This window comes from Pseudomonas kitaguniensis, assembly GCF_049199985.1.
Classification (GTDB): Bacteria; Pseudomonadota; Gammaproteobacteria; order Pseudomonadales; family Pseudomonadaceae; genus Aquipseudomonas; species Aquipseudomonas kitaguniensis.
The window spans coordinates 93,205-111,203 of the sequence record NZ_JBLZPT010000019.1 but is presented as its reverse complement, the minus strand read 5'-3'; the positions used below and the strand labels follow the sequence as shown (position 1 = coordinate 111,203).

At 59.3% G+C, this 17,999-nt stretch carries 15 protein-coding genes and 3 pseudogenes; 6 read left to right on the top strand and 12 right to left on the bottom strand.

The features are described 5' to 3' along the window. Positions 1–54 precede the first annotated feature (54 nt). From ACOZK9_RS21035 to ACOZK9_RS21015, 6 genes and pseudogenes are all read right to left on the bottom strand, one after another. Positions 55–135, bottom strand: a pseudogene (locus ACOZK9_RS21035) (tetratricopeptide repeat protein); the annotation flags it as partial. 235 nt (positions 136–370) lie between these two features. Beyond that, a pseudogene (locus ACOZK9_RS27485) lies at positions 371–451 on the bottom strand (tetratricopeptide repeat protein); the annotation flags it as partial. A gap of 76 nt (positions 452–527) precedes the next feature. After that, positions 528–1,082 carry a tetratricopeptide repeat protein gene (locus ACOZK9_RS21030; RefSeq protein ID WP_152747951.1) on the bottom strand — a complete coding sequence of 185 codons (555 nt, stop codon included), beginning with the start codon at positions 1,080–1,082 and terminating at the stop codon, positions 528–530. 225 nt (positions 1,083–1,307) lie between these two features. Further along, positions 1,308–2,591, bottom strand: a complete 1,284-nt coding sequence (gene hemL / locus ACOZK9_RS21025; protein ID WP_058413845.1) for a glutamate-1-semialdehyde 2,1-aminomutase — start codon at positions 2,589–2,591, stop codon at positions 1,308–1,310. Between the two features lie 11 nt (positions 2,592–2,602). Continuing rightward, positions 2,603–3,232, bottom strand: a complete 630-nt coding sequence (thiE, locus tag ACOZK9_RS21020; protein ID WP_152750066.1) for a thiamine phosphate synthase — start codon at positions 3,230–3,232, stop codon at positions 2,603–2,605. An 18-nt stretch (positions 3,233–3,250) separates the two neighbouring features. Then, positions 3,251–4,048, bottom strand: a complete 798-nt coding sequence (locus tag ACOZK9_RS21015; protein ID WP_058413847.1) for a hydroxymethylpyrimidine/phosphomethylpyrimidine kinase — start codon at positions 4,046–4,048, stop codon at positions 3,251–3,253. A gap of 285 nt (positions 4,049–4,333) precedes the next feature. On the opposite strand from ACOZK9_RS21015, the gene ACOZK9_RS21010 reads away from it, so the two are divergent. The 4 genes from ACOZK9_RS21010 (at position 4,334) to ACOZK9_RS20995 (ending at position 10,826) form a co-directional block, all read left to right on the top strand. After that, on the top strand, positions 4,334–6,733 hold the full coding sequence (locus tag ACOZK9_RS21010; RefSeq protein ID WP_152750064.1) for a hybrid sensor histidine kinase/response regulator: 2,400 nt from the start codon (positions 4,334–4,336) through the stop codon (positions 6,731–6,733). Positions 6,734–6,798: 65 nt separating this feature from the next. Then, the gene (locus tag ACOZK9_RS21005) at positions 6,799–8,448 is read left to right on the top strand and encodes an acyl-CoA dehydrogenase family protein (RefSeq protein ID WP_421556475.1); all 1,650 of its coding nucleotides are present in this window, start codon (positions 6,799–6,801) and stop codon (positions 8,446–8,448) included. Between the two features lie 198 nt (positions 8,449–8,646). After that, on the top strand, positions 8,647–10,119 hold the full coding sequence (gene amn / locus ACOZK9_RS21000; RefSeq protein WP_152747946.1) for an AMP nucleosidase: 1,473 nt from the start codon (positions 8,647–8,649) through the stop codon (positions 10,117–10,119). 71 nt (positions 10,120–10,190) lie between these two features. Next, positions 10,191–10,826, top strand: coding sequence for a pseudouridine synthase (locus ACOZK9_RS20995; protein WP_152750062.1), 636 nt, complete (start codon positions 10,191–10,193; stop codon positions 10,824–10,826). Here ACOZK9_RS20995 and ACOZK9_RS20990 read toward each other — a convergent pair. After that, positions 10,821–11,030, bottom strand: coding sequence for a DUF2788 domain-containing protein (locus ACOZK9_RS20990; protein ID WP_421556476.1), 210 nt, complete (start codon positions 11,028–11,030; stop codon positions 10,821–10,823). The two genes, ACOZK9_RS20995 and ACOZK9_RS20990, sit on opposite strands and share 6 nt — an antisense overlap. A gap of 146 nt (positions 11,031–11,176) precedes the next feature. Further along, entirely contained in the window at positions 11,177–11,656 is a 480-nt protein-coding gene (locus ACOZK9_RS20985) for an Lrp/AsnC family transcriptional regulator (protein ID WP_003194418.1), read from the bottom strand. A gap of 431 nt (positions 11,657–12,087) precedes the next feature. Between ACOZK9_RS20985 and ACOZK9_RS20980 the strand changes: the two genes are divergently transcribed. Beyond that, positions 12,088–13,119, top strand: a complete 1,032-nt coding sequence (locus tag ACOZK9_RS20980) for a DUF6515 family protein (protein WP_421556474.1) — start codon at positions 12,088–12,090, stop codon at positions 13,117–13,119. Positions 13,120–13,255: 136 nt separating this feature from the next. Here ACOZK9_RS20980 and ACOZK9_RS20975 read toward each other — a convergent pair whose 3' ends face one another. Continuing rightward, on the bottom strand, positions 13,256–14,128 hold the full coding sequence (locus ACOZK9_RS20975; protein WP_058413853.1) for a cation diffusion facilitator family transporter: 873 nt from the start codon (positions 14,126–14,128) through the stop codon (positions 13,256–13,258). A 9-nt stretch (positions 14,129–14,137) separates the two neighbouring features. Continuing rightward, positions 14,138–14,557 carry a hypothetical protein gene (locus ACOZK9_RS20970; protein ID WP_058413854.1) on the bottom strand — a complete coding sequence of 140 codons (420 nt, stop codon included), beginning with the start codon at positions 14,555–14,557 and terminating at the stop codon, positions 14,138–14,140. Between the two features lie 280 nt (positions 14,558–14,837). On the opposite strand from ACOZK9_RS20970, the pseudogene ACOZK9_RS20965 reads away from it, so the two are divergent. Next, positions 14,838–15,218: pseudogene (locus tag ACOZK9_RS20965) on the top strand (DEAD/DEAH box helicase); the annotation flags it as partial. Between the two features lie 204 nt (positions 15,219–15,422). Here ACOZK9_RS20965 and ACOZK9_RS20960 read toward each other — a convergent pair. Then, positions 15,423–17,552 carry an ATP-binding protein gene (locus ACOZK9_RS20960; protein WP_421556473.1) on the bottom strand — a complete coding sequence of 710 codons (2,130 nt, stop codon included), beginning with the start codon at positions 17,550–17,552 and terminating at the stop codon, positions 15,423–15,425. Positions 17,553–17,554: 2 nt separating this feature from the next. Beyond that, complete coding sequence (locus ACOZK9_RS20955) at positions 17,555–17,998, bottom strand: hypothetical protein (protein WP_421556472.1); 444 nt, start codon at positions 17,996–17,998, stop codon at positions 17,555–17,557. Position 17,999: the final 1 nt, after the last annotated feature.

Here is a 17,999-nt window from a genome sequence, read left to right as displayed (position 1 = left end):
AGTCAAATGTGGGAGCGGGCTTGCTCGCGATAAGGCCTTAAAGCCACTAAAAATCTAAGGCAACGGCGAAAAGGGTGAACGCCCATCGGCACTCTGCAATTCCTGCAGGTAATTGCGGAAAATCTCCCACAGTAGACCGAGTTCCCATGCTGGAATGCAGTCAAATGTGGGAGCGGGCTTGCTCGCGATAAGGCCTTCAAAGCCACTAAAAATCCAAGGCAACGGCGAAAAGGGCGAACGCCCATCGGCACTCTGCAATTCCTGCAGGTAATTGCGGAAAATCTCCCACAGTAGACCGAGTTCCCATGCTGGAATGAGTCAAATGTGGGAGCGGGCTTGCTCGCGATAAGGCCTTAAAGCCACTAAAAATCTAAGGCAACGGCGAAAAGGGTGAACGCCCATCGGCACTCTGCAATTCCTGCAGGTAATTGCGGAAAATCTCCCACAGTAGACCGAGTTCCCATGCTGGAATGCAGTCAAATGTGGGAGCGGGCTTGCTCGCGATAAGGCCTTAAGCCACTAAAAATCTAAGGCAACGGCGAAAAGGGTGAACGCCCATCGGCACTCTGCAATTCCTGCAGGTAATTGCGGAAAATCTGCCCCAGCACCTGAGTCGCCACTTCCAGCTCATCGCGCTGCATGTGCTCGGCGACTTCGTCGGCGGTGTCCAGCGCGTCTTCGGCGCCGTTGACCGCGGCCATTTTCAGCACGATGTACGCCTGAACGTTATTGGCCGGCACGCCTTCGCCTTTGAAGAACATGTTGCCCAGCTGAAATTGCGCCTGTGCGTGGCCCTGCAACGAAGCCTGCTCGAAGTAGCTCAAGGCTTTGTTGAGGTCGCGGGCAGGGTTTTTGTCGTCGTGGTAGTACGCGCCCAACTCGTATTGCGCCTGCGCATCCCCGCCTTCGGCCTGCTTCTGGCACGCGCTCAGGGCTTCTGCCTGGCTGTCTGGCTGGGTATTGAGGGTGCAACGACCCATCGCTGGGATTAACAACGAGTTGCCGCCTGCTTGTGCATGTGCCAGCAGCGGCTGAAGGAGCAACAGGCAGCCCAGAACCAGGGTGCGGCCGGTGCGTTTCATGGGAATCGACTTACCTCTGACGGGGCGCGCGGACCCTCGGGGAGTCCAATAAGCGCGCATTATGAAATAAGCAGGCCCCTGCTTACAAAGTCTTTACTCGTTTTTCTGCTGCTTGGGCAAGTTATCTGCCGGATTGCAGGTGATTTCTCAAGAAATGCAGGAAATCACCGTCAGCAAAATAGCAAATTCTGACGTCGCCACGCGTAACGTCAGCTTACGTGCCGCTTATTTCAGTGCCGCGAAGGCGCGCTCGGCAGCATCCAGGGTCAGTTTCAGCTCTGCATCGCCATGCGCGATCGACGTGAAGCCGGCTTCGAAGGCGCTCGGTGCCAGGTAAACGCCGCCATCCAGCATCAAATGGAAGAAGCGTTTGAACAGGTCGGCATCGCTGCCCATCACGTCATCGAAGGTGACGATGGCGTCGGCGCCGCTGAAGTACAGGCCAAACATACCGCCAGCCTGGGTGGTGACAAACGGAATGCCGGCGGCATCGGCGCGTTGTTGCAGGCCATCGAGCAGGCGGGTGGTGTAGTCGCTCAGCTCGGCGTGGAAGCCCGGGCGGCTGATCAGGCGCAGGGTGGTCAGGCCAGCGGCCATGGCCAACGGGTTACCCGACAACGTGCCCGCCTGGTACACCGGGCCGAGCGGCGCGATGTGTTGCATGATGTCGCGCTTGCCGCCGAAGCAGCCTACCGGCATGCCGCCGCCGATGATCTTGCCGAAGGTGCTCAGGTCCGGCGTGACGCCGTAGTAAGCCTGGGCGCCGCCGAGGGCGACACGGAAACCGGTCATCACTTCGTCAAAAATCAGCACCACGCCGTGCTTGTCGCACTGCTCGCGCAGGCCTTCGAGGAAGCCCGGCGCCGGTGGCACGCAGTTCATGTTGCCGGCCACTGGCTCGACGATGATGCACGCGACTTCCTCGCCGACTTCGCTGAGCATCTGCTCAACCGCTGCGATGTCGTTGAACGGCAAGGTCAGCGTGTGTTTGGCGAACGCCGCAGGTACACCGGCCGAGCTTGGCACGCCTTGGGTCAGGGCGCCGGAGCCGGCTTTCACCAGCAGGCTGTCGGAGTGGCCGTGGTAGCAGCCTTCGAATTTGATGATGCTGTCGCGGCCGGTGAAACCACGCGCCAGGCGAATCGCGCTCATGGTGGCTTCGGTGCCGGAGCTGACCATGCGCACCATTTCCATCGACGGCACAATCGAGCACACCAGGTCGGCCATCTCGGTTTCCATGGCGGTCGGCGCGCCATAGGACAAACCGTGTTGCAGTTGCTGGCGCACCGCGTCCAGCACGTCCGGGTGGCTGTGGCCGAGGATCATCGGCCCCCAGGAACCCACGTAATCCACATAACGCTTGTCATCTTCGTCGGTGACGTAAGCGCCTTCGGCATGCTTGAAGAACAACGGCGTGCCGCCCACGCTTTTGAACGCGCGCACCGGGGAGTTAACACCGCCGGGGATATGTTTCTGGGCATCGGCAAACAAGGTTTCAGAACGGGACATGATCGGGCTCTCTAAACTGAATATTTAAGAAGGTCGTTGAAGGCGCGGGCGCGGCGCGTGACTTCCTGGGTGCTGTCGGCACCGAACAGGCCGTGCACCACCGCGAGCAGGTCGGCGCCGTGGGCCACTAGCGGCTCGGCGTTCTGCAGGGTGATGCCGCCGATCACGCAGATCGGCAACTGCACGCGCGCGCGGGCCTGGGCGAGCATTTCAACGGTGGCGGCGGGTGCGCCGGGCTTGGTAGTGGAATTGAAGAAGCGGCCGAAGGCGACGTAACTGGCGCCTTCTTTGGCGGCTTGCTCGGCGAGTTCGATCTGGCTGTGGCAGGTGGCGCCGATGATCGCTTTGGAGCCGAGCAACGCCCGCGCCGCGGTCAGCGGGCCGTCGGTCTGGCCCAGGTGTACGCCGACGCCCAGGCGCGCGGCCAATTCAGCGTCATCGTTGATGATCAGCTGGGTCTTGTAGCGTGAGCACAGTTCTCGCAGCTTCTCGGCTTCACGCAGGCGGCGCGCTTCGTCGCAGCTTTTGTCGCGGTACTGCAATAAGGTCACGCCGCCGTCCAACGCCGCTTCGACGTAAGCGAGGAATTTGCCGGCCAACAATTGGCTGTCGGTAATGGCGTAAAGGCCACGTAGTTTCATCGGGCAAGTCCCTTGGTATTACGAGCAGAAATCCAGCGGCAGCCGACGCGGCACGAACTGGCCCTGGCCGAGTTGCTCCGCGTCACGCAAGGTGCGCCACGTGTAGTTAAGCGCCGATTGCACCGCGCTGACCAGGCCTTCGCCCTGCGCGAGCCGGCCGGCCAGCGCGCTGGCGAGCGTACAGCCTGAACCGTGATAGCTGCCGGGCAGGCGCTGGCAGGTAAAGGTCTGGCGCGTGCCGTCGCGGCTATACAGACGGTTGTGCACTTCGTGCTCGTCGCCGTGGCCGCCGGTGATCAGCAGATGCTTGATAAACGGCAATAGTGTGTCGGCGCATTGGTCTGCCGTGCCTTCAGGCAGCTCGGCGAGGATGCGCGCTTCAGGCAGGTTCGGCGTGGCGATCAGCGACAACGGCAACAGCCGCTCGCGCATCGCGTAACCGACTTCGTCCTTGCCCAGGCTACCGCCGCCGCCAGCGCGCAGCACCGGGTCGCACACCACCGGCAGGTGCGGGTGCGCCTGCAGTAGCTCGACCACGGTGTCGACCATCGCCGTGGAACCGAGCATGCCGAGCTTGACCGCCGCCACTTCGGAGTCGCTGAGCACGGCATTGGCTTGCGCCAATACCCACTCGCGGTCGAGCACGCGAAAATCGCTGACATTAACCGTGTTTTGCACGGTCAAGGCGGTGACGGCCGGCGCCGCGTGGCAGCCTTGGGCCAGCAGGGCTTCAATATCTGCCTGCAAGCCGGCGCCGCCACTGGGATCATGGCCGGAGAGACAGAGGACAACGGGGCGAGAACTGTAGATATTCATGGTGCGCGAGCTTACCACCAAACGCATTTTGCGTGGCCGTGTGGCGAGGGTAGAATTTCGTCCAGGCCTGCGTGCGAGCATAGCCATTTGCTAGCACGTTAAGATCGCCCTAAAACCCCTGAAAGCCTTGTGCTAGAGCCTTTCAAAAAATCATTTCAATGGTGTCTAATGGCCTTTACGGGCTATGCTAAAGTGGAATTAAACAACTTACTGTATCGCCGGTATACGTCTACTCAAAAGGAAGAGGGGCTTTTGACATAACCGGGCAGGCCACGCTGGGGCTCTATGCGCTATCTAATGATTTTACTATTGTGCGGGCTGCCGATGCTCGCCAGCGCCGTCGAGTTCAACCCAGGCACGCGAAGCCTGCCGTTGGGCCGGGTTATGCAAGTGCTCGAAGACCCGACCGACGCCCTTACCATCGCTGACGTCAGCTCCCCCGCGTACGCCGCTCAATTCAAGCCCCACGACAAAGCCACCCTGAACGCCGGCTATTCGCGTTCGGTGTTCTGGCTCAAGGTCGACCTGCATTACACCGCCACTGACCCGCGCGCCCCGCGTACCTGGTTTCTGGAACTGGCTTACCCGCCGCTGAATCACTTGGACCTGTACCAGAACGACGGCACCGGCACCTACCGGCTGACCACCCGCACCGGCAGCGCCTTGCCGTTTTCCAGCCGCGATGTGCGCCAGAGCAATTACCTGTTCAAGCTCAACTTTGTGCCCGACCAGCGCCAGACCGTTTACCTTCGGCTGCAAAGCCAAGGCTCGATCCAGGCCCCGCTGACGCTGTGGGCCGGCACCGCGTACCTGGAAGAACAACCGCTGCGCCTGTATGTGCTGGGCGCCATTTATGGCGTGCTGCTGGGGATGCTGGTCTACAACCTGTTCATCTACCTCAGCGTGCGCGACACCAGCTACCTCTATTACATCCTGTATATCGCCTCGTTCGGCCTTTACCAGTTGTCGGTGAACGGCGTGGCCGTGGAGCATTTGTGGCCGAACAACCCGTGGTGGGCGAATGCGGCGGTACCGTTTTTGATCGGCTCGGCGGCGCTGTTCGGCAGCCTGTTCGCGCGCAGCTTTTTGCACACCGCGCAGCACAGCCGCTGGCTCAACCGAATATTGCTCGCGCTGGCGGCCTGTGGCGGGGTGGTGATGGTGTTGGCGCTGCTGACCAGCTACGCCGTGGCCTTGCGCCTGGCGACTGGTTTGGCGCTGGTGTTTACCGTGACCATATTTATTGCCGCGATCAAGGCCTGGTATTGCGGCCAGCGCATGGCGCGTTATTTCATCATCGCCTGGTCGGCGTTCCTGCTCGGCGGGCTGGTCAATACGATGATGGTGTTGGGCTATTTGCCGAACATGTTCCTCACCATGTACGCCAGTCAGATCGGCTCGGCGATTGAAGTGGCGCTGCTCTCGCTGGCCCTGGCGGATCGCATCAACGGTATGCGCGAGCAGCAAGCGCAGATCTTGTTGGACGCCAGCCAGAAGCTCGAAGTGCTCAACCTGCAATTGGCCCGCAGCAACCGGCTCAAGGATGAATTCCTTGCGACCTTGACCCACGAACTGCGCACCCCGATGAACGGCGTGATCGGCTCGTTGGAATTGATGCAAACCGTGCCGCTGGATGAAGACCTCGCGCAGTACCAGCAAACCGCCGCCGGTTCTGCGCGGGACATGATGCGCATGGTCAACGGCATTCTTACCCTGACCGAACTGCAAGCCGGCCGCCTGACGGCCCAGCCGCAAGTGTTCAGCCTGCGCGGCGCACTCGACACGTTGCGCCAGCAATTCAGCGCCAGCGCCCAGAGCAAGGGGCTGGAGTTCTCCATCGACGTGGCGGATGAGTTGCCGGACCGCGTGATCGGCGATGCTGGCAAACTGATCCAGTGCCTCGACTGCCTGTTGGACAACGCCTTCAAATTTACCCACGAAGGCGCCGTGCGCGTGCGCGTGGTCGGTGTTGGGCAACGTGATGGCGAGTTGCGCCTGAGCTTTATTGTGACCGACAGCGGCATCGGCTTCGCTTACCTCGACGAGGCCACGCTGTATCAACGCTTCTTTCAGGTCGACGGCTCGATGACCCGCGAATACGGCGGCTTGGGTATCGGCCTGGCGATTTGCAGGCAACTGATCGAGCTGTTGGGCGGGCGCCTGACCCATCACTCCGAGCCGCGCAAGGGCAGCCGTTTCCAGTTGGAAATGAACGTCAGCCCGGTGCAGCCCGAGCCAACAACGCCAGCAACGGAGCCGCGCCTGCAGCGTGCACCGCAAGCCTGCACGGTGCTGTTGGTCGACGATAACAGCGTCGGCCAACTGGTGGTGCGCGGCATGTTGCTCAAGCTCGGTTACAGGGTGAAAACCGTGGACGGCGGGCCGGCCGCGTTGACGGCCTTGCAGGAGCAACACGTCGACGCGGTTTTACTCGATGTGCCTGAAGGTGGTTTCTCGTTGTGTTGTCAGATTCGTGCGCTGCCTGGCGGCGGTGAGTTGCCGGTGATTGCCTTGAGTTCGTCGCTCAATTCCTCCGAGCGTGAGCGCTGTCATGGCATCGGCATCACCGACCACTTGGCCAAACCGGTGCGTTTCGAAGCGCTACAGGCCGTGATGGAGCGCCGCGTACTGTGCCTGCCAGAGGGTGAAAGCGCCGAGTATTCGGCGCGTCTGCCACTTTTTTAAGCGCGGTGACGGTGCTTAACTGGAATTGGGCCTCATTCGGCGTGGCCCTTTTCAGGAGGCCTGTCATGAACCTGCATCAGTTTGCTGAAACCCACGACGTCACCAATCAGCCGCCGTCGCTGGACGGCATCAACCTGTACCGCATCGACGTACCGCTGCAAGCGTGGGCGCGCCGCTTTGGCGCCGGCTGGGCCGAGGCGCGCATCGACGCGTATGGCGCGTTGGCGGGCGGGCCATTGATGGCGGCCGGGTTTCTGGCAAACCAGCACAAGCCGGTGTTCAACAGCCATGACCGGTATGGCCATCGCATCGACCTGGTGGAATTTCACCCGGCGTACCACGAGCTGATGCGCACTGCGGTCGAACACGGCTTGCCTTCGCTGCCGTGGGCGCATCCGCAGCCCGGCGCGCACGTGGCCCGTGCCGCCATGACCTACCTGCACAGCCAGGCCGAAGCCGGCACCGGCTGCCCGCTGACCATGACCTTTGCCTGTGTGCCGGCGCTGCGCCTGCAACCGGACCTGGCACAGACCTGGCTGCCGAAAATTCTCAACACCGAATACGACCCGCGCAACGTCGGCATCGCGCACAAGGCTGGCGCCACCATTGGCATGGCCATGACCGAGAAACAGGGCGGCACCGATGTGCGCGCCAACACCACCCGCGCCTATCCCGTGGGCGCGGGCGGCCCCGGCCAGGCGTATGAATTGGTGGGGCACAAATGGTTTTGCTCGGCGCCGATGTGCGATGCGTTTCTCACCCTGGCGCAGACCGACAAAGGCCTGACGTGTTTCCTGCTGCCCCGGCAGCGCCCGGATGACACGCGCAACCAGTTCTACATCCAGCGCCTGAAAAACAAACTCGGCAACTGCTCCAACGCCTCCAGCGAAGTCGAGTTTCGTGGCGCCCTGGCCTGGATGATCGGCGAGGAGGGGCGTGGCGTACCGACCATTATCGAAATGGTCGCCATGACCCGCTTCGACTGCATGGTCGGCTCCAGCGCCCTGATGCGCCAGGCACTGACCCAGGCCAGCCATCATTGCGCGCATCGCTCGGTCGGCGGGCGCGTCCTCAGTCAGCATCCGCTGATGCAAAACGTATTGGCCGACCTGGCGCTGGAAAGCGAGGCGGCGCTGGCCTTGAGCCTACGCATGGGCCGCGCGCTGGACCACCTGGAGAATGAGCAGGAAGCCAAATTCGCCCGGCTGGTCACGGCGGTGGGCAAGTATTGGATCTGCAAGCGCGCACCGGCGATGATCAATGAAGCTGCCGAGTGCATGGGCGGCGCGGGGTATGTCGAAGACAGCATCCTGCCGCGCCTTTACCGTGAGGCGCCGGTGAACTCCACGTGGGAAGGGTCCGGCAATGTGCAGTGCCTCGACGTGCTGCGGGCGTTGTCGAAAGAGCCGGGTGTGCTGGAGGCGTTATTTGTTGAACTGGGTGACGGGCATGGCGACAAGCCGTTGGCGCGGCACATCGAGCAACTCAAGTCGGCGTTTATGGACACTCAGGCTATCCAGTACCGCGCGCGGCAGTTGACCGAGGACATTGCCGTGGCGTTGCAGGCCAAGCTGTTGCTGGAGGCGGGTAACGCGGCGATCAGCGACGGGTTTATCGCCAGCCGCTTGGGCGACTCATCCGGTCGGGCCTACGGCACCTTGCCGCGCGGGGTGGACGTGGAGGCAATCGTCGCCCGCTCCACACCCACCGTCTGACCCCACGCGATCAAAATGTGCGAGGGGCTTGCTCCCGATAGCGGTGAATCAGTTGATACATGATTTGACTGACCCACCGCCATCGGGAGCAAGCCCCTCCCACAATGACCTTCTCACATTATTAAGTGCATTCCACTTCCGCTGTTTCAGTGAGGCCGCGATACAGGCAAGATAAAGGCCTGCACGTCAGAACACAGGATGCTTACCGTGACCGAAGCTTTTGTTGTCGTTCAAACCGCTGAAGAAGCCGTGGACCGGCTGGCGGCTCTGCATGAGCAGGCCACCGGCGCGCTCAATCAAGCCCTCAAGCAATACCTCAAGGACCGCGTCGAACCCGACGCCGCACAACGCGCACTGTTTCGCTACCCGGAACTGCGCCTGACCTACCACTGCCACGGCGAAGTCCCACAGACCACCCGCGCGTATGCCAAGGTTCAGTTGCCAGGCACCTACAGCGTCACCGTCACCCATCCTGCAGCGTTCCGTAAGTACCTGCTGGAGCAACTGGTGCCGTTGATGCACGACTTCACCGTGACGGTAGAAGTGGGCGTCAGCCAACAGAACATTCCATACCCGTATGTGGTGGAGCAGGGCGACGAACTCGCAGGCTCCGGCGTGACTGCTGCGACGCTGGCGCGGGTGTTCCCCAGCACAGACCTGTCGGCGGCCACCGATGGCATTGCCGATGGCCTGTATGACTGGGAAAACACCGACCCGCTGCCGCTCGCGCTGTTCGACGCCGCCCGTGTGGACTTTTCCCTGCGTCGCCTGGTGCACTACACCGGCAGCGACTGGCGGCATGTGCAGCCGTGGATTTTGCTGACCAACTACCACCGTTATGTTGACCAGTTCATCGTGCATGGCCTGGAGCAACTGCGCAGCGACCCGCGTTTTATTCGCATGGTGTTGCCGGGCAACGTGATCATCGACAAGAGCATGGACCACGGCGAAGCCTCGGCGATTGCCGCAGGCGTGGTGTGGCACCGTTATCAGATGCCGGCTTATCACCTGCAGGCCTCTGACGGCCACGGCGTGACCCTGGTGAACATTGGCGTCGGCCCGTCCAACGCGAAGAACATCACCGACCACTTGGCCGTGCTGCGCCCGCATTGCTGGCTGATGATTGGCCACTGCGGCGGCTTGCGCCAATCGCAAACCATTGGCGACTACGTATTGGCCCACGCCTACATGCGCCGCGACGGGATTCTCGACCGCGTGGTGCCGCCGAACATCCCGATACCCGCGCTGGCCGAAGTGCAGATGGCCTTGCAACAGGCGGCTGCCAACGTGACCGGCGAAAAAGGCGAGGAGCTGAAAAAACGCCTGCGCACCGGTACGGTATTGACCTACGACGACCGTAACTGGGAACTGCGTTGGGCGCAGGAACGGCCGTTGATCAACCTGTCCCGCGCGGTGGCGGTGGACATGGAAAGCGGCACCATCGCGGCGCAAGGCTACCGTTTGCGCGTGCCGTACGGCACCTTGTTGTGCGTGTCGGACAAACCGCTGCACAGCGAGATCAAGCTGCCGGGTTCGGCCAACGCGTTCTATGAGCGTGCGGTCAGCCAGCACTTGAAAATCGGCATCGAGGCGGTGGACCTGTTGCGCACCGAACTCAACTCGCTGCACTCGCGCAAACTGCGCAGCTTCGACGAACCGCCGTTCCGCTAAGCGGTTGGGATGGTCATTTAGCGGTCAGGCCACTAGCATTGTCGGTCCTGACCGTTAGATGTTCCTTTGCCATGTCCCGTCCCACCCGTCCCGATTCGCGCCGCCCTGGCGTGAAACCTGCGAATGCTGCACCGCGCCGTGTCGCCAAGGCGCCTCCGGCCGAGCCGAAATTGGTGCTGTTCAATAAACCGTTCGACGTGCTGACCCAGTTCAGCGACGAAGGCGGGCGCGCGACCCTCAAAGATTTTATCGACATGCCCGGTATCTACCCGGCAGGCCGCCTGGACCGCGACAGCGAAGGTTTGCTGCTGCTGACCAACGATGGCCAGTTGCAGGCGCGGATTGCCGACCCCAAGCACAAACTGGCGAAAACCTACTGGGTGCAAGTCGAAGGCGAACCCAGCGAAGCGCAGTTGCAACGCTTGCGTGACGGTGTAGAGCTGAATGACGGCATGACCTTGCCCGCCGAAGCGCGGCAGTTGGACGAGCCCGAACTGTGGCCACGCAACCCACCCGTGCGCTTTCGCAAAAGCGTGCCGACGCACTGGCTGGAACTGGTGATTCGTGAAGGGCGTAACCGCCAGGTACGGCGTATGACGGCGGCGGTGGGCTTGCCGACGTTGCGCTTGGTGCGCGTGCGAATTGGCGAGTGGTCTATCGATGGCCTGGACCAGGGCCAGTGGAAGGAAGTGCCGGCGCGGCTATAGGGCGCCGGACTCGATCAGGCCGATCACCACGCTCTTGATCACGAACGCCGCCACGCCCAGCCCCAGCACAAAAAACAGGATGAACGAGCCAAAGCGCCCGGCCCTGGATTTTTTTGCCAGGTCCCACACGATAAAGCCCATGAAGATGATCAGGATGGAGACCAGAATGGTCATCATCCATTCTTCAAACACGGCGGGATCGATGGCGTCCATGGGCTGTTTTTTTCCGACAGGGCAAGCGGCAAGTATAAAGCAGCGTCAAAGGCACACTATTGATCTGGATTGAAGTGCAATCCAAATGTGGGAGCTGGCTTGCCTGCTCCCACAAGGGATCGCCAGTGTGGTTGAGGTCAGGTGCGCAGGTGTGTCAACGGCAGTTCGGTGCTGTTGAGCACTTGGTTGAGCACAAAGCTCGACCTTACGCTGGTCACACCTTCAATCCGCGTCAAATGCCCCAGCAGCAATTTCTGGTAATGGTCCATGTCCGGCACCACCACTTTCAATTGATAGTCCGCGTCCATCCCAGTGACCAAACTGCATTCCAGCACTTGCGGCAGGGTGCGGATCGCCGCTTCGAAATTCTCGAAACGCTCAGGCGTATGACGGTCCATGCCGATCAGCACATAGGCTGTAAGGCTCAGGCCCAGCATCTTGCGGTCGAGCAGGGCGACCTGACGCGCAATATAACCGTCGTCTTCCAACTGCTTGACCCGGCGCGAGCAGGGCGAAGGCGACAAGCCGATGCGTTCGGCCAACTCCTGGTTGGAGATCCTCGCATCACGCTGCAATTCCGCCAAAATACTCAGGTCGTATCGGTCAAGCTTGCTCATTGGGTTGGCCTTTGTCGTAACTATTGCGGCGAATTATCCATGAAGGGTTAAAAATTGCGCAAGCACTGTTTATTAACGCAATCTTCGCAATCATCTGTCGGGCGCTCGCGGGTATCTTTATTAACAGAATCACCGCCTGGACAAACAGTCCACTGCAGCTCGCCCAATCAGGCCCGCTGCGGCCGCCGCCCAAGCAGGGTTGGCCGGCCTCCAGGCTGCACACTGTTCACAAGACGGCGTGAGGTGAGCCAACGTCAAAAGCGTTGAGCAAGGACGAAATTCTCAAGGGGTGGCCGACGGGTCGCCCCTTTTTCTTTGGCTTAAGAAAAACTTCTCGCGACTGATAACCTGTCAAAGAACCTGATCAGGCTTTTCCAGTCTCATATTCTGAGGCCGGACACGCTGGGCCCTAATCCGCAGTGAGGAATAGCATGAAGCGCATCTGGCGTTTGGCAGGTGTAGGTGTGCTGATGGTCGCCATCAGCACGCAAGTGATGGCCGACGACCCGCGCTCCGAAGGCGGTGGTCAGCATGAAAGAGGGCCGGAAGGCCCGCGGCAAGGTAACGAGCAGCCGCGCCCGCAAAATAACCAGCCGCGCCCGCAGAACAATCAAGCGCGCCCGGAAAACACTGCGCCGCGCCCGCAGAACGAGCATTTTGAGCGTGCCGAGCAACAGCAACACGGTGGCGGGCAGTGGCAAGTTCGCCCGCAAGTTGCCGAGCAGCCTCGGCCTGCGCCGCAACCGGCGAATAACCTACCGATACAGGGCCGCCCAGACACGGTTCGGCAAACTCAGGAACCGCGCCAGGGTTATTATCAAGACATCCCGCGCCGTAATGATGGCAACCCACATTGGCAGGCCGGTAATGGCCCCGGCCCGCACCCGAATGACAACCGTTGGCCAGGCCGCCCTGATGGGCATGGCAATGGTTGGGGCGCAGGCCCGCAATATCGCCCTGGCTACACCGTCGACCGCTTCCCCGACCGCCATTACCGCGTGCCCTACCGTGGCCAGGATTACTTCTTCTCGGGCGGTTACTGGTATCGCCCGCAAGGCCCGCGGTATGTGGTGGTAACGCCGCCGTACGGCATCCGCGTGCAATACCTGCCGGACTACGCCCGTGAAGTGTGGGTGGGCAGTTCGCTGTTCTTCCTCGCGGCCGGTTCCTACTACACCTACGAAAGCAGCTCGCAGCAGTACGTGGTGGTGCAGCCGCCGACGCAAGTGCCGGCGCCGCAACCCGCGCCGCAAGGCAACGGCTATAACGTGACGGCCTACCCTGCCAACGGCCAGTCACCGGCCCAAGTGCAGCAGGATGGCTATGATTGCTATCGCTGGGCGGTGCAGCAAAGCGGCTTCGATCCGCAGGCCGTGACCTATGCACCGGACCCAGCGGTGGTGCAAACCTACCGTCAGGCCCAGGGCAACTGCCTGACCAGTCGCGGGTACCAAGTGCAGTAAGCAGGGGCAAGCTTCAAGCTGCAAGCTGCAAGCTGCAAGCTGCAAGCTTCAAGCTTCAAGCTCACCGCGCACGGCTTGAGCTTGTGGCTTGTGGCTTGTAGCTTGCCGCTTGCCGCTTGCCGCTCAAAGGCTGCCGCTAATCGGCAGGGTCGGCGTGCACCAGCACTTCGGCGCGCGGGTAGGCTTGGTGAATCGCATCGGCGGCTTGGTCGCTGATGCCGTGGGCGACTGACAGCGTCAACTCCCCCGGCAGTTCCAGGTGCAACTGCACAAACCAATGGCTGCCGGAGATACGTGTGCGCAAATCATGCGCACCCAATACACCCGGCACCCCACGCGCCAACTCCAGCATATGCTGGCTGACATCCGGCGGCAGTTCCTCATCCATCAGCACCGCGAAGCTTTCGCGGGCGATCTGCACCGCGCTCCACAAGATGTAGGCGGCAATCCCCAAGCCGAACCACGCATCCACCTGATTGAAGCCAAAACCCGCCAACACCAACGCCACCAGAATGCTGCCGTTAAGCATCAAGTCCGAGCGGTAGTGCAGCGAGTCCGCGCGCACCGCGTTAGAGCCGGTTTCGCGGATCACCCGGTGTTGCAGCATCAGCAACGCAACCGTCAGCACCAGTGAAAACACGATCACGCCGATGCTCAGCCATGGCGCGCCCACCGGCTCCGGGTGCTGCAAGCGCTGATACGCCTGGAACGCGATCAGCACCGCACTGCCGCCGATAAACAGCGCCTGCGCCATGCCCGACAGCGATTCCGCCTTGCCATGCCCATACCGATGATCGTCATCGGCTGGGCGCAGCGCGTAATGCACCGCGAGCAAATTCAGCAGCGACGTTACGCCGTCGAGCAGTGAATCGGTCAAGCCTGCGAGCATGCTCACCGAGCCGCTGAGCCACCACGCGATAGCCTTGGTGATGATCAACGCACAGGCCACGCCGACCGACGCGCGGGTGGCCAGGCGTAAAAGCCTGGCGTGTTCGGGACTGGTGGTCATGGGCGGTCCTTAGGCAGCAGGTTGCAGGCCCAGGGAAGCAAGTTGTTGCACGCTGCCCTTGAACTGAATCATACGAGGGTCGTCCAGCGGCAGGGTGCGGCCGGTTTCCTTCTGGATGATGCTTTGCAGCTTGGCGTTATCGACCTTGCCGTCGGCGCCGATGGCTTCGTGGAGTTTTTCAGGGGCGACTTGGGCGGTTTTGCCCGGCTCGAAATAGATAGCGCCGGTGGCGAAGTCGACGCCGAACGCGATCAGCCCCGGGATCACATAGAACAGCAGGCCCACGGCATCGAGCACGGCAATCGCCGGGTCGATCTTGCCGTCGATTTGGCCACGGCGGTCCGGGTAGAAAATCGAACCGCAGGCCGTCAGTTGGCTCAGCAGGGTAACGGCGAGAACACCGCCGATGACACGGGAAGCGATACGCATGGAAGTTCTCCTGAAAGGGTGACTATAAGCTGCGAGTCTACAAGACGCCGATGTTCAAATGTGCAAGCAAACCTGTATGGGAGATGGGCTTGTGTGGGAGCGGGCTTGCTCGCGATAGCGGTGTATCAGCCAACACGTGTAGTGAATGACACGCCGCCATCGCGAGCAAGCCCACACACACAGTTGACGAGGTTCACAGTTCAAGCCTGTCGTGTTTTTGAGACCACCACCGGCGTCCGGCAGTTCGCCGTTATACTCGCGGCTCTGCTTTGGAGCCAGTATGAATTTGTTGCCCATCGATGATGTTTTACCCGCCCTGCGTGACGCCTTGGCGAATCGCCATGAAGCCGTGCTCGAAGCGCCGCCCGGCGCCGGTAAAACCACCCGCGTGCCGTTGGCATTGTTGAACGAGCCCTGGCTGGCCGGGCAAACCATCCTGATGCTCGAACCCCGGCGCCTCGCCGCGCGTGCCGCTGCCGAACGCCTGGCCAGTGAGCTGGGTGAAAAGGTTGGCGAAACCGTGGGCTATCGCATCCGCCTCGACAGCAAAGTCGGCCCCAACACGCGCATTGAAGTGGTCACTGAAGGCATCCTCACTCGCCGCCTGCAGGATGACCCGGCGCTGGAGGGCGTGGGCTTGCTGATTTTTGACGAGTTCCACGTTTTGCCATTTACACCAAAATAACCTCAAATCTTGTCAAAATTTGAGGCTTGTTCATCCCCTCTATCATCCAAATGCCTACCTAAGTCCCAGAGCCCGCTTCTCTTTTTTGTGAATCCGTCTCCAGAAATAGCAGCGCCTTCCATGGGGAGTGGAGAGACGCGATCAACAATTCGCACCTCCTACCAAGCCCGTGCCCCCACCTCAGATACCCAGACCACCGGTAACAGGTGAAATAGACTTATCTCCGAGCTGTATAAGCTTGAACTCGACGTTCGAAGTTGCCTCTTTGTAGGTCGCTTCGCTGTCATCAAAAGAGGCCGCTACGATGCTCTGCAGCCCCGTTTCCGATGAAAGCAATTGGAACAGCGCCCGCTGGCTTTTGGTGGCCATAGAATGCTGCCCTGGCTCGTCGAGCAGGAGTATCCCTAAGTGATTGCCGTTGACCGTTGGATGAGCGGACGTCTGATAGATGGATAGCAAATAGCTCCAGATGAGTCGCACAAAATCACTAGCGCTGGACTCCCGAGCGATATTGCCTTTCCCTTTGGGGCTGTCATCACTTCGGGCGACTGTCGAGGTAGTTGATGCTGCAGATGCAGGCGACTCCACACTCCTTTCATTGATCTCTCTGAGCTCAATCTTGGCCAAGTACGGTAGTAGATTCTCTTTATTGAATTCGATGTCCTCAATCGCCGCGCTGTGGTAATCGAAGGCACTGATATTGGCGCGAAACATCTTTTCGAACAGCCGATACTTGGCGAAGTCGGCGTCCGAGTAATGGGTGCGAGGCATCTGTGCCCGGCTTTTCTGGTTGTTGTGGAAACGGTTTGCTAGCTGTGCGAAGGCGTCCAGAGTCTGATCGGAGTACGCTTCGAATTTAGAAAGCTCTTCGAGTTCCATCTCAATCTGCAATTGCAGTCTGATGCCTGATTTAGATACGGAAGAGTTGGAGGTCAGATCTGACCGCAAAGCTCTCAGTGCAGACTTGTTGGCAGCAATGTTTTTAGCCAACTGATCTCTAAGTGCTTCCGCTTCCTTAATCGACTGATCGATACCGCCTCGCTCGCGCTCGAGCATTCTGAGTTGGGCGCTCAGATAGTCAATATTGGTGCCGATGTCCATGTGAGGTGTGCTCTCATGCAGATCCACAAGAGAGTGTCCGATGGCTTGATGGCATGCAGGGCAAGAGTTTTCTGCGGTGGACAAATTGAGCGAAGCGCCGAATTTTATGAGCTTCTGCGCGGCCTGGTTTTTAGTCAGTTCGTCTCGAGCTTGCTTAGTATTTAGCCTATTACTGGTAGTGTTCACACGCAGCAATGCAAGGTTGCCTAAGCATGTCTCGTAAGCGACTGTGAGGCGTTCGAGTTCGCCGGTGTGTTTTTCTATCGATTGTGTTAACTCCTGGGTTGGAGCTTCACCCTGTTGAGTCAACCTCAGGCCGATGATTTCATGTTCGCTGATCTTGCGTGCTCGATACTCCGATATGCTTTCAGTCACGCCTTCCGTAGTTTTGTAGAAGTCAACAAGTTCGGCCTTAAAGTCGGGAGTCGGGTTCTTTGAAATGTTGGAGAATTGCAAGCCTTGCTTTAGTGCTTCAGTAACAAGTGTGCGATAAGAAATTTGCCACTCTTCGTGAATTGACTTCGCTTCCTGATCTAGGACGTCACGCTTTGCATCAGTTTCAAAAACATCAGTGCCAACGAGGAAATCGACTATCTTAATCCGTGCATCCCTTATCCCGAAATAAGGTAGGTTGGCAATGTAATCAGTCCACCCACGTTTTTGCTCAACCATCATTGCAGCAAAAACGTATTGCAAATAAAGTTTTTCAGGTTTGCCATTGGTTTTTGGTACCAATGGCAGCGTCAAACCTAGAAACTTTTCAAAGTAGGTGTAGAAACCTTCTTCAATTTTTGCGCTGCCACCGTCGTGAAGAAACTTATAGAGTGTGGGAGCGGTCTCAATTTCGGTTAAGCCTGAGCATTCCTGTATTTGTATAAGTTTTGTACTGAGCCCTTCCTCTTTGACGCTTCTAGTGGCGGTAATTGTTTTGCCCTTGTTCTCAATTTCGATTGTTACTTTGGATGAGCGAATAGCGTGCTTAATGTTTTCATGTTCAAGGTGGTCTTTGAGAGCGTAAGTCAGGGCATTTTCATTCTGGGCGCCTAGTAACTCTTCCATGCCGATAGCATACATGATGGCATGTACAATTGTACTTTTGCCGGCAGAATTACGACCTCTGATAATGTTTAGGTTGCGATTAAAAATAGTGAAGAATCCAAACGGGCCACTGCTTGTTTGAATGTCAATCTTGATAGCCTTGATGTACATGATTATTCCCATCCCTTGGATACGGAATCTACCATGTCTTCCGTAATTTTTTTTCCGATTGAATTTAGGGCAGCTCTCTCCTCGCTGAGTACACTTTCGTCAGCAAGTATCAAGTTTACGTAGGCTTTTCCTTTGGGGCTAAGCTCAAAGCCGTTCGTTGTCGGTGTTATCAGGTGCTCTTTGAACGCGAGGTTTAAAGCAATCGCCATGGCTGGATCAAAACCCCAAATGGGGAGATGTAGTTGGCGTTGTTCGGCACCTATTACAAGACCTTTTATTCGCTCAGGAGTTTTCAGGGCCCAGTTTAAAAGGTGGATTTTAGGAAGGCTGCCTTTTGCACCACGGCACGATAGATGAAGAATAAGAAGTGCCTGCGAAATTTTGTATAGTGGGCGGAGTTCCGAAAGAACTGGGATAGGCCGCCTTGTGAATTTAAGCTGAGCCATA

Excerpts from the sequence above, each read along its gene's own strand:
- ACOZK9_RS21005 (WP_421556475.1), top strand. The coding sequence starts at position 6,799 with ATGAACCTGCATCAGTTTGCTGAAACCCACGACGTCACCAATCAGCCG.
- ACOZK9_RS20980 (WP_421556474.1), top strand. The coding sequence starts at position 12,088 with ATGAAGCGCATCTGGCGTTTGGCAGGTGTAGGTGTGCTGATGGTCGCC.
- ACOZK9_RS20975 (WP_058413853.1), bottom strand. The coding sequence starts at position 14,128 with ATGACCACCAGTCCCGAACACGCCAGGCTTTTACGCCTGGCCACCCGC.
- ACOZK9_RS20960 (WP_421556473.1), bottom strand. The coding sequence starts at position 17,552 with ATGTACATCAAGGCTATCAAGATTGACATTCAAACAAGCAGTGGCCCG.
- thiE (WP_152750066.1), bottom strand. The coding sequence starts at position 3,232 with ATGAAACTACGTGGCCTTTACGCCATTACCGACAGCCAATTGTTGGCC.
- ACOZK9_RS20955 (WP_421556472.1), bottom strand. The coding sequence starts at position 17,998 with ATGGCTCAGCTTAAATTCACAAGGCGGCCTATCCCAGTTCTTTCGGAA.
- ACOZK9_RS20995 (WP_152750062.1), top strand. The coding sequence starts at position 10,191 with ATGTCCCGTCCCACCCGTCCCGATTCGCGCCGCCCTGGCGTGAAACCT.
- ACOZK9_RS21015 (WP_058413847.1), bottom strand. The coding sequence starts at position 4,048 with ATGAATATCTACAGTTCTCGCCCCGTTGTCCTCTGTCTCTCCGGCCAT.
- ACOZK9_RS21030 (WP_152747951.1), bottom strand. The coding sequence starts at position 1,082 with ATGAAACGCACCGGCCGCACCCTGGTTCTGGGCTGCCTGTTGCTCCTT.
- amn (WP_152747946.1), top strand. The coding sequence starts at position 8,647 with ATGCTTACCGTGACCGAAGCTTTTGTTGTCGTTCAAACCGCTGAAGAA.
- ACOZK9_RS20985 (WP_003194418.1), bottom strand. The coding sequence starts at position 11,656 with ATGAGCAAGCTTGACCGATACGACCTGAGTATTTTGGCGGAATTGCAG.
- ACOZK9_RS21010 (WP_152750064.1), top strand. The coding sequence starts at position 4,334 with ATGCGCTATCTAATGATTTTACTATTGTGCGGGCTGCCGATGCTCGCC.
- hemL (WP_058413845.1), bottom strand. The coding sequence starts at position 2,591 with ATGTCCCGTTCTGAAACCTTGTTTGCCGATGCCCAGAAACATATCCCC.
- ACOZK9_RS20970 (WP_058413854.1), bottom strand. The coding sequence starts at position 14,557 with ATGCGTATCGCTTCCCGTGTCATCGGCGGTGTTCTCGCCGTTACCCTG.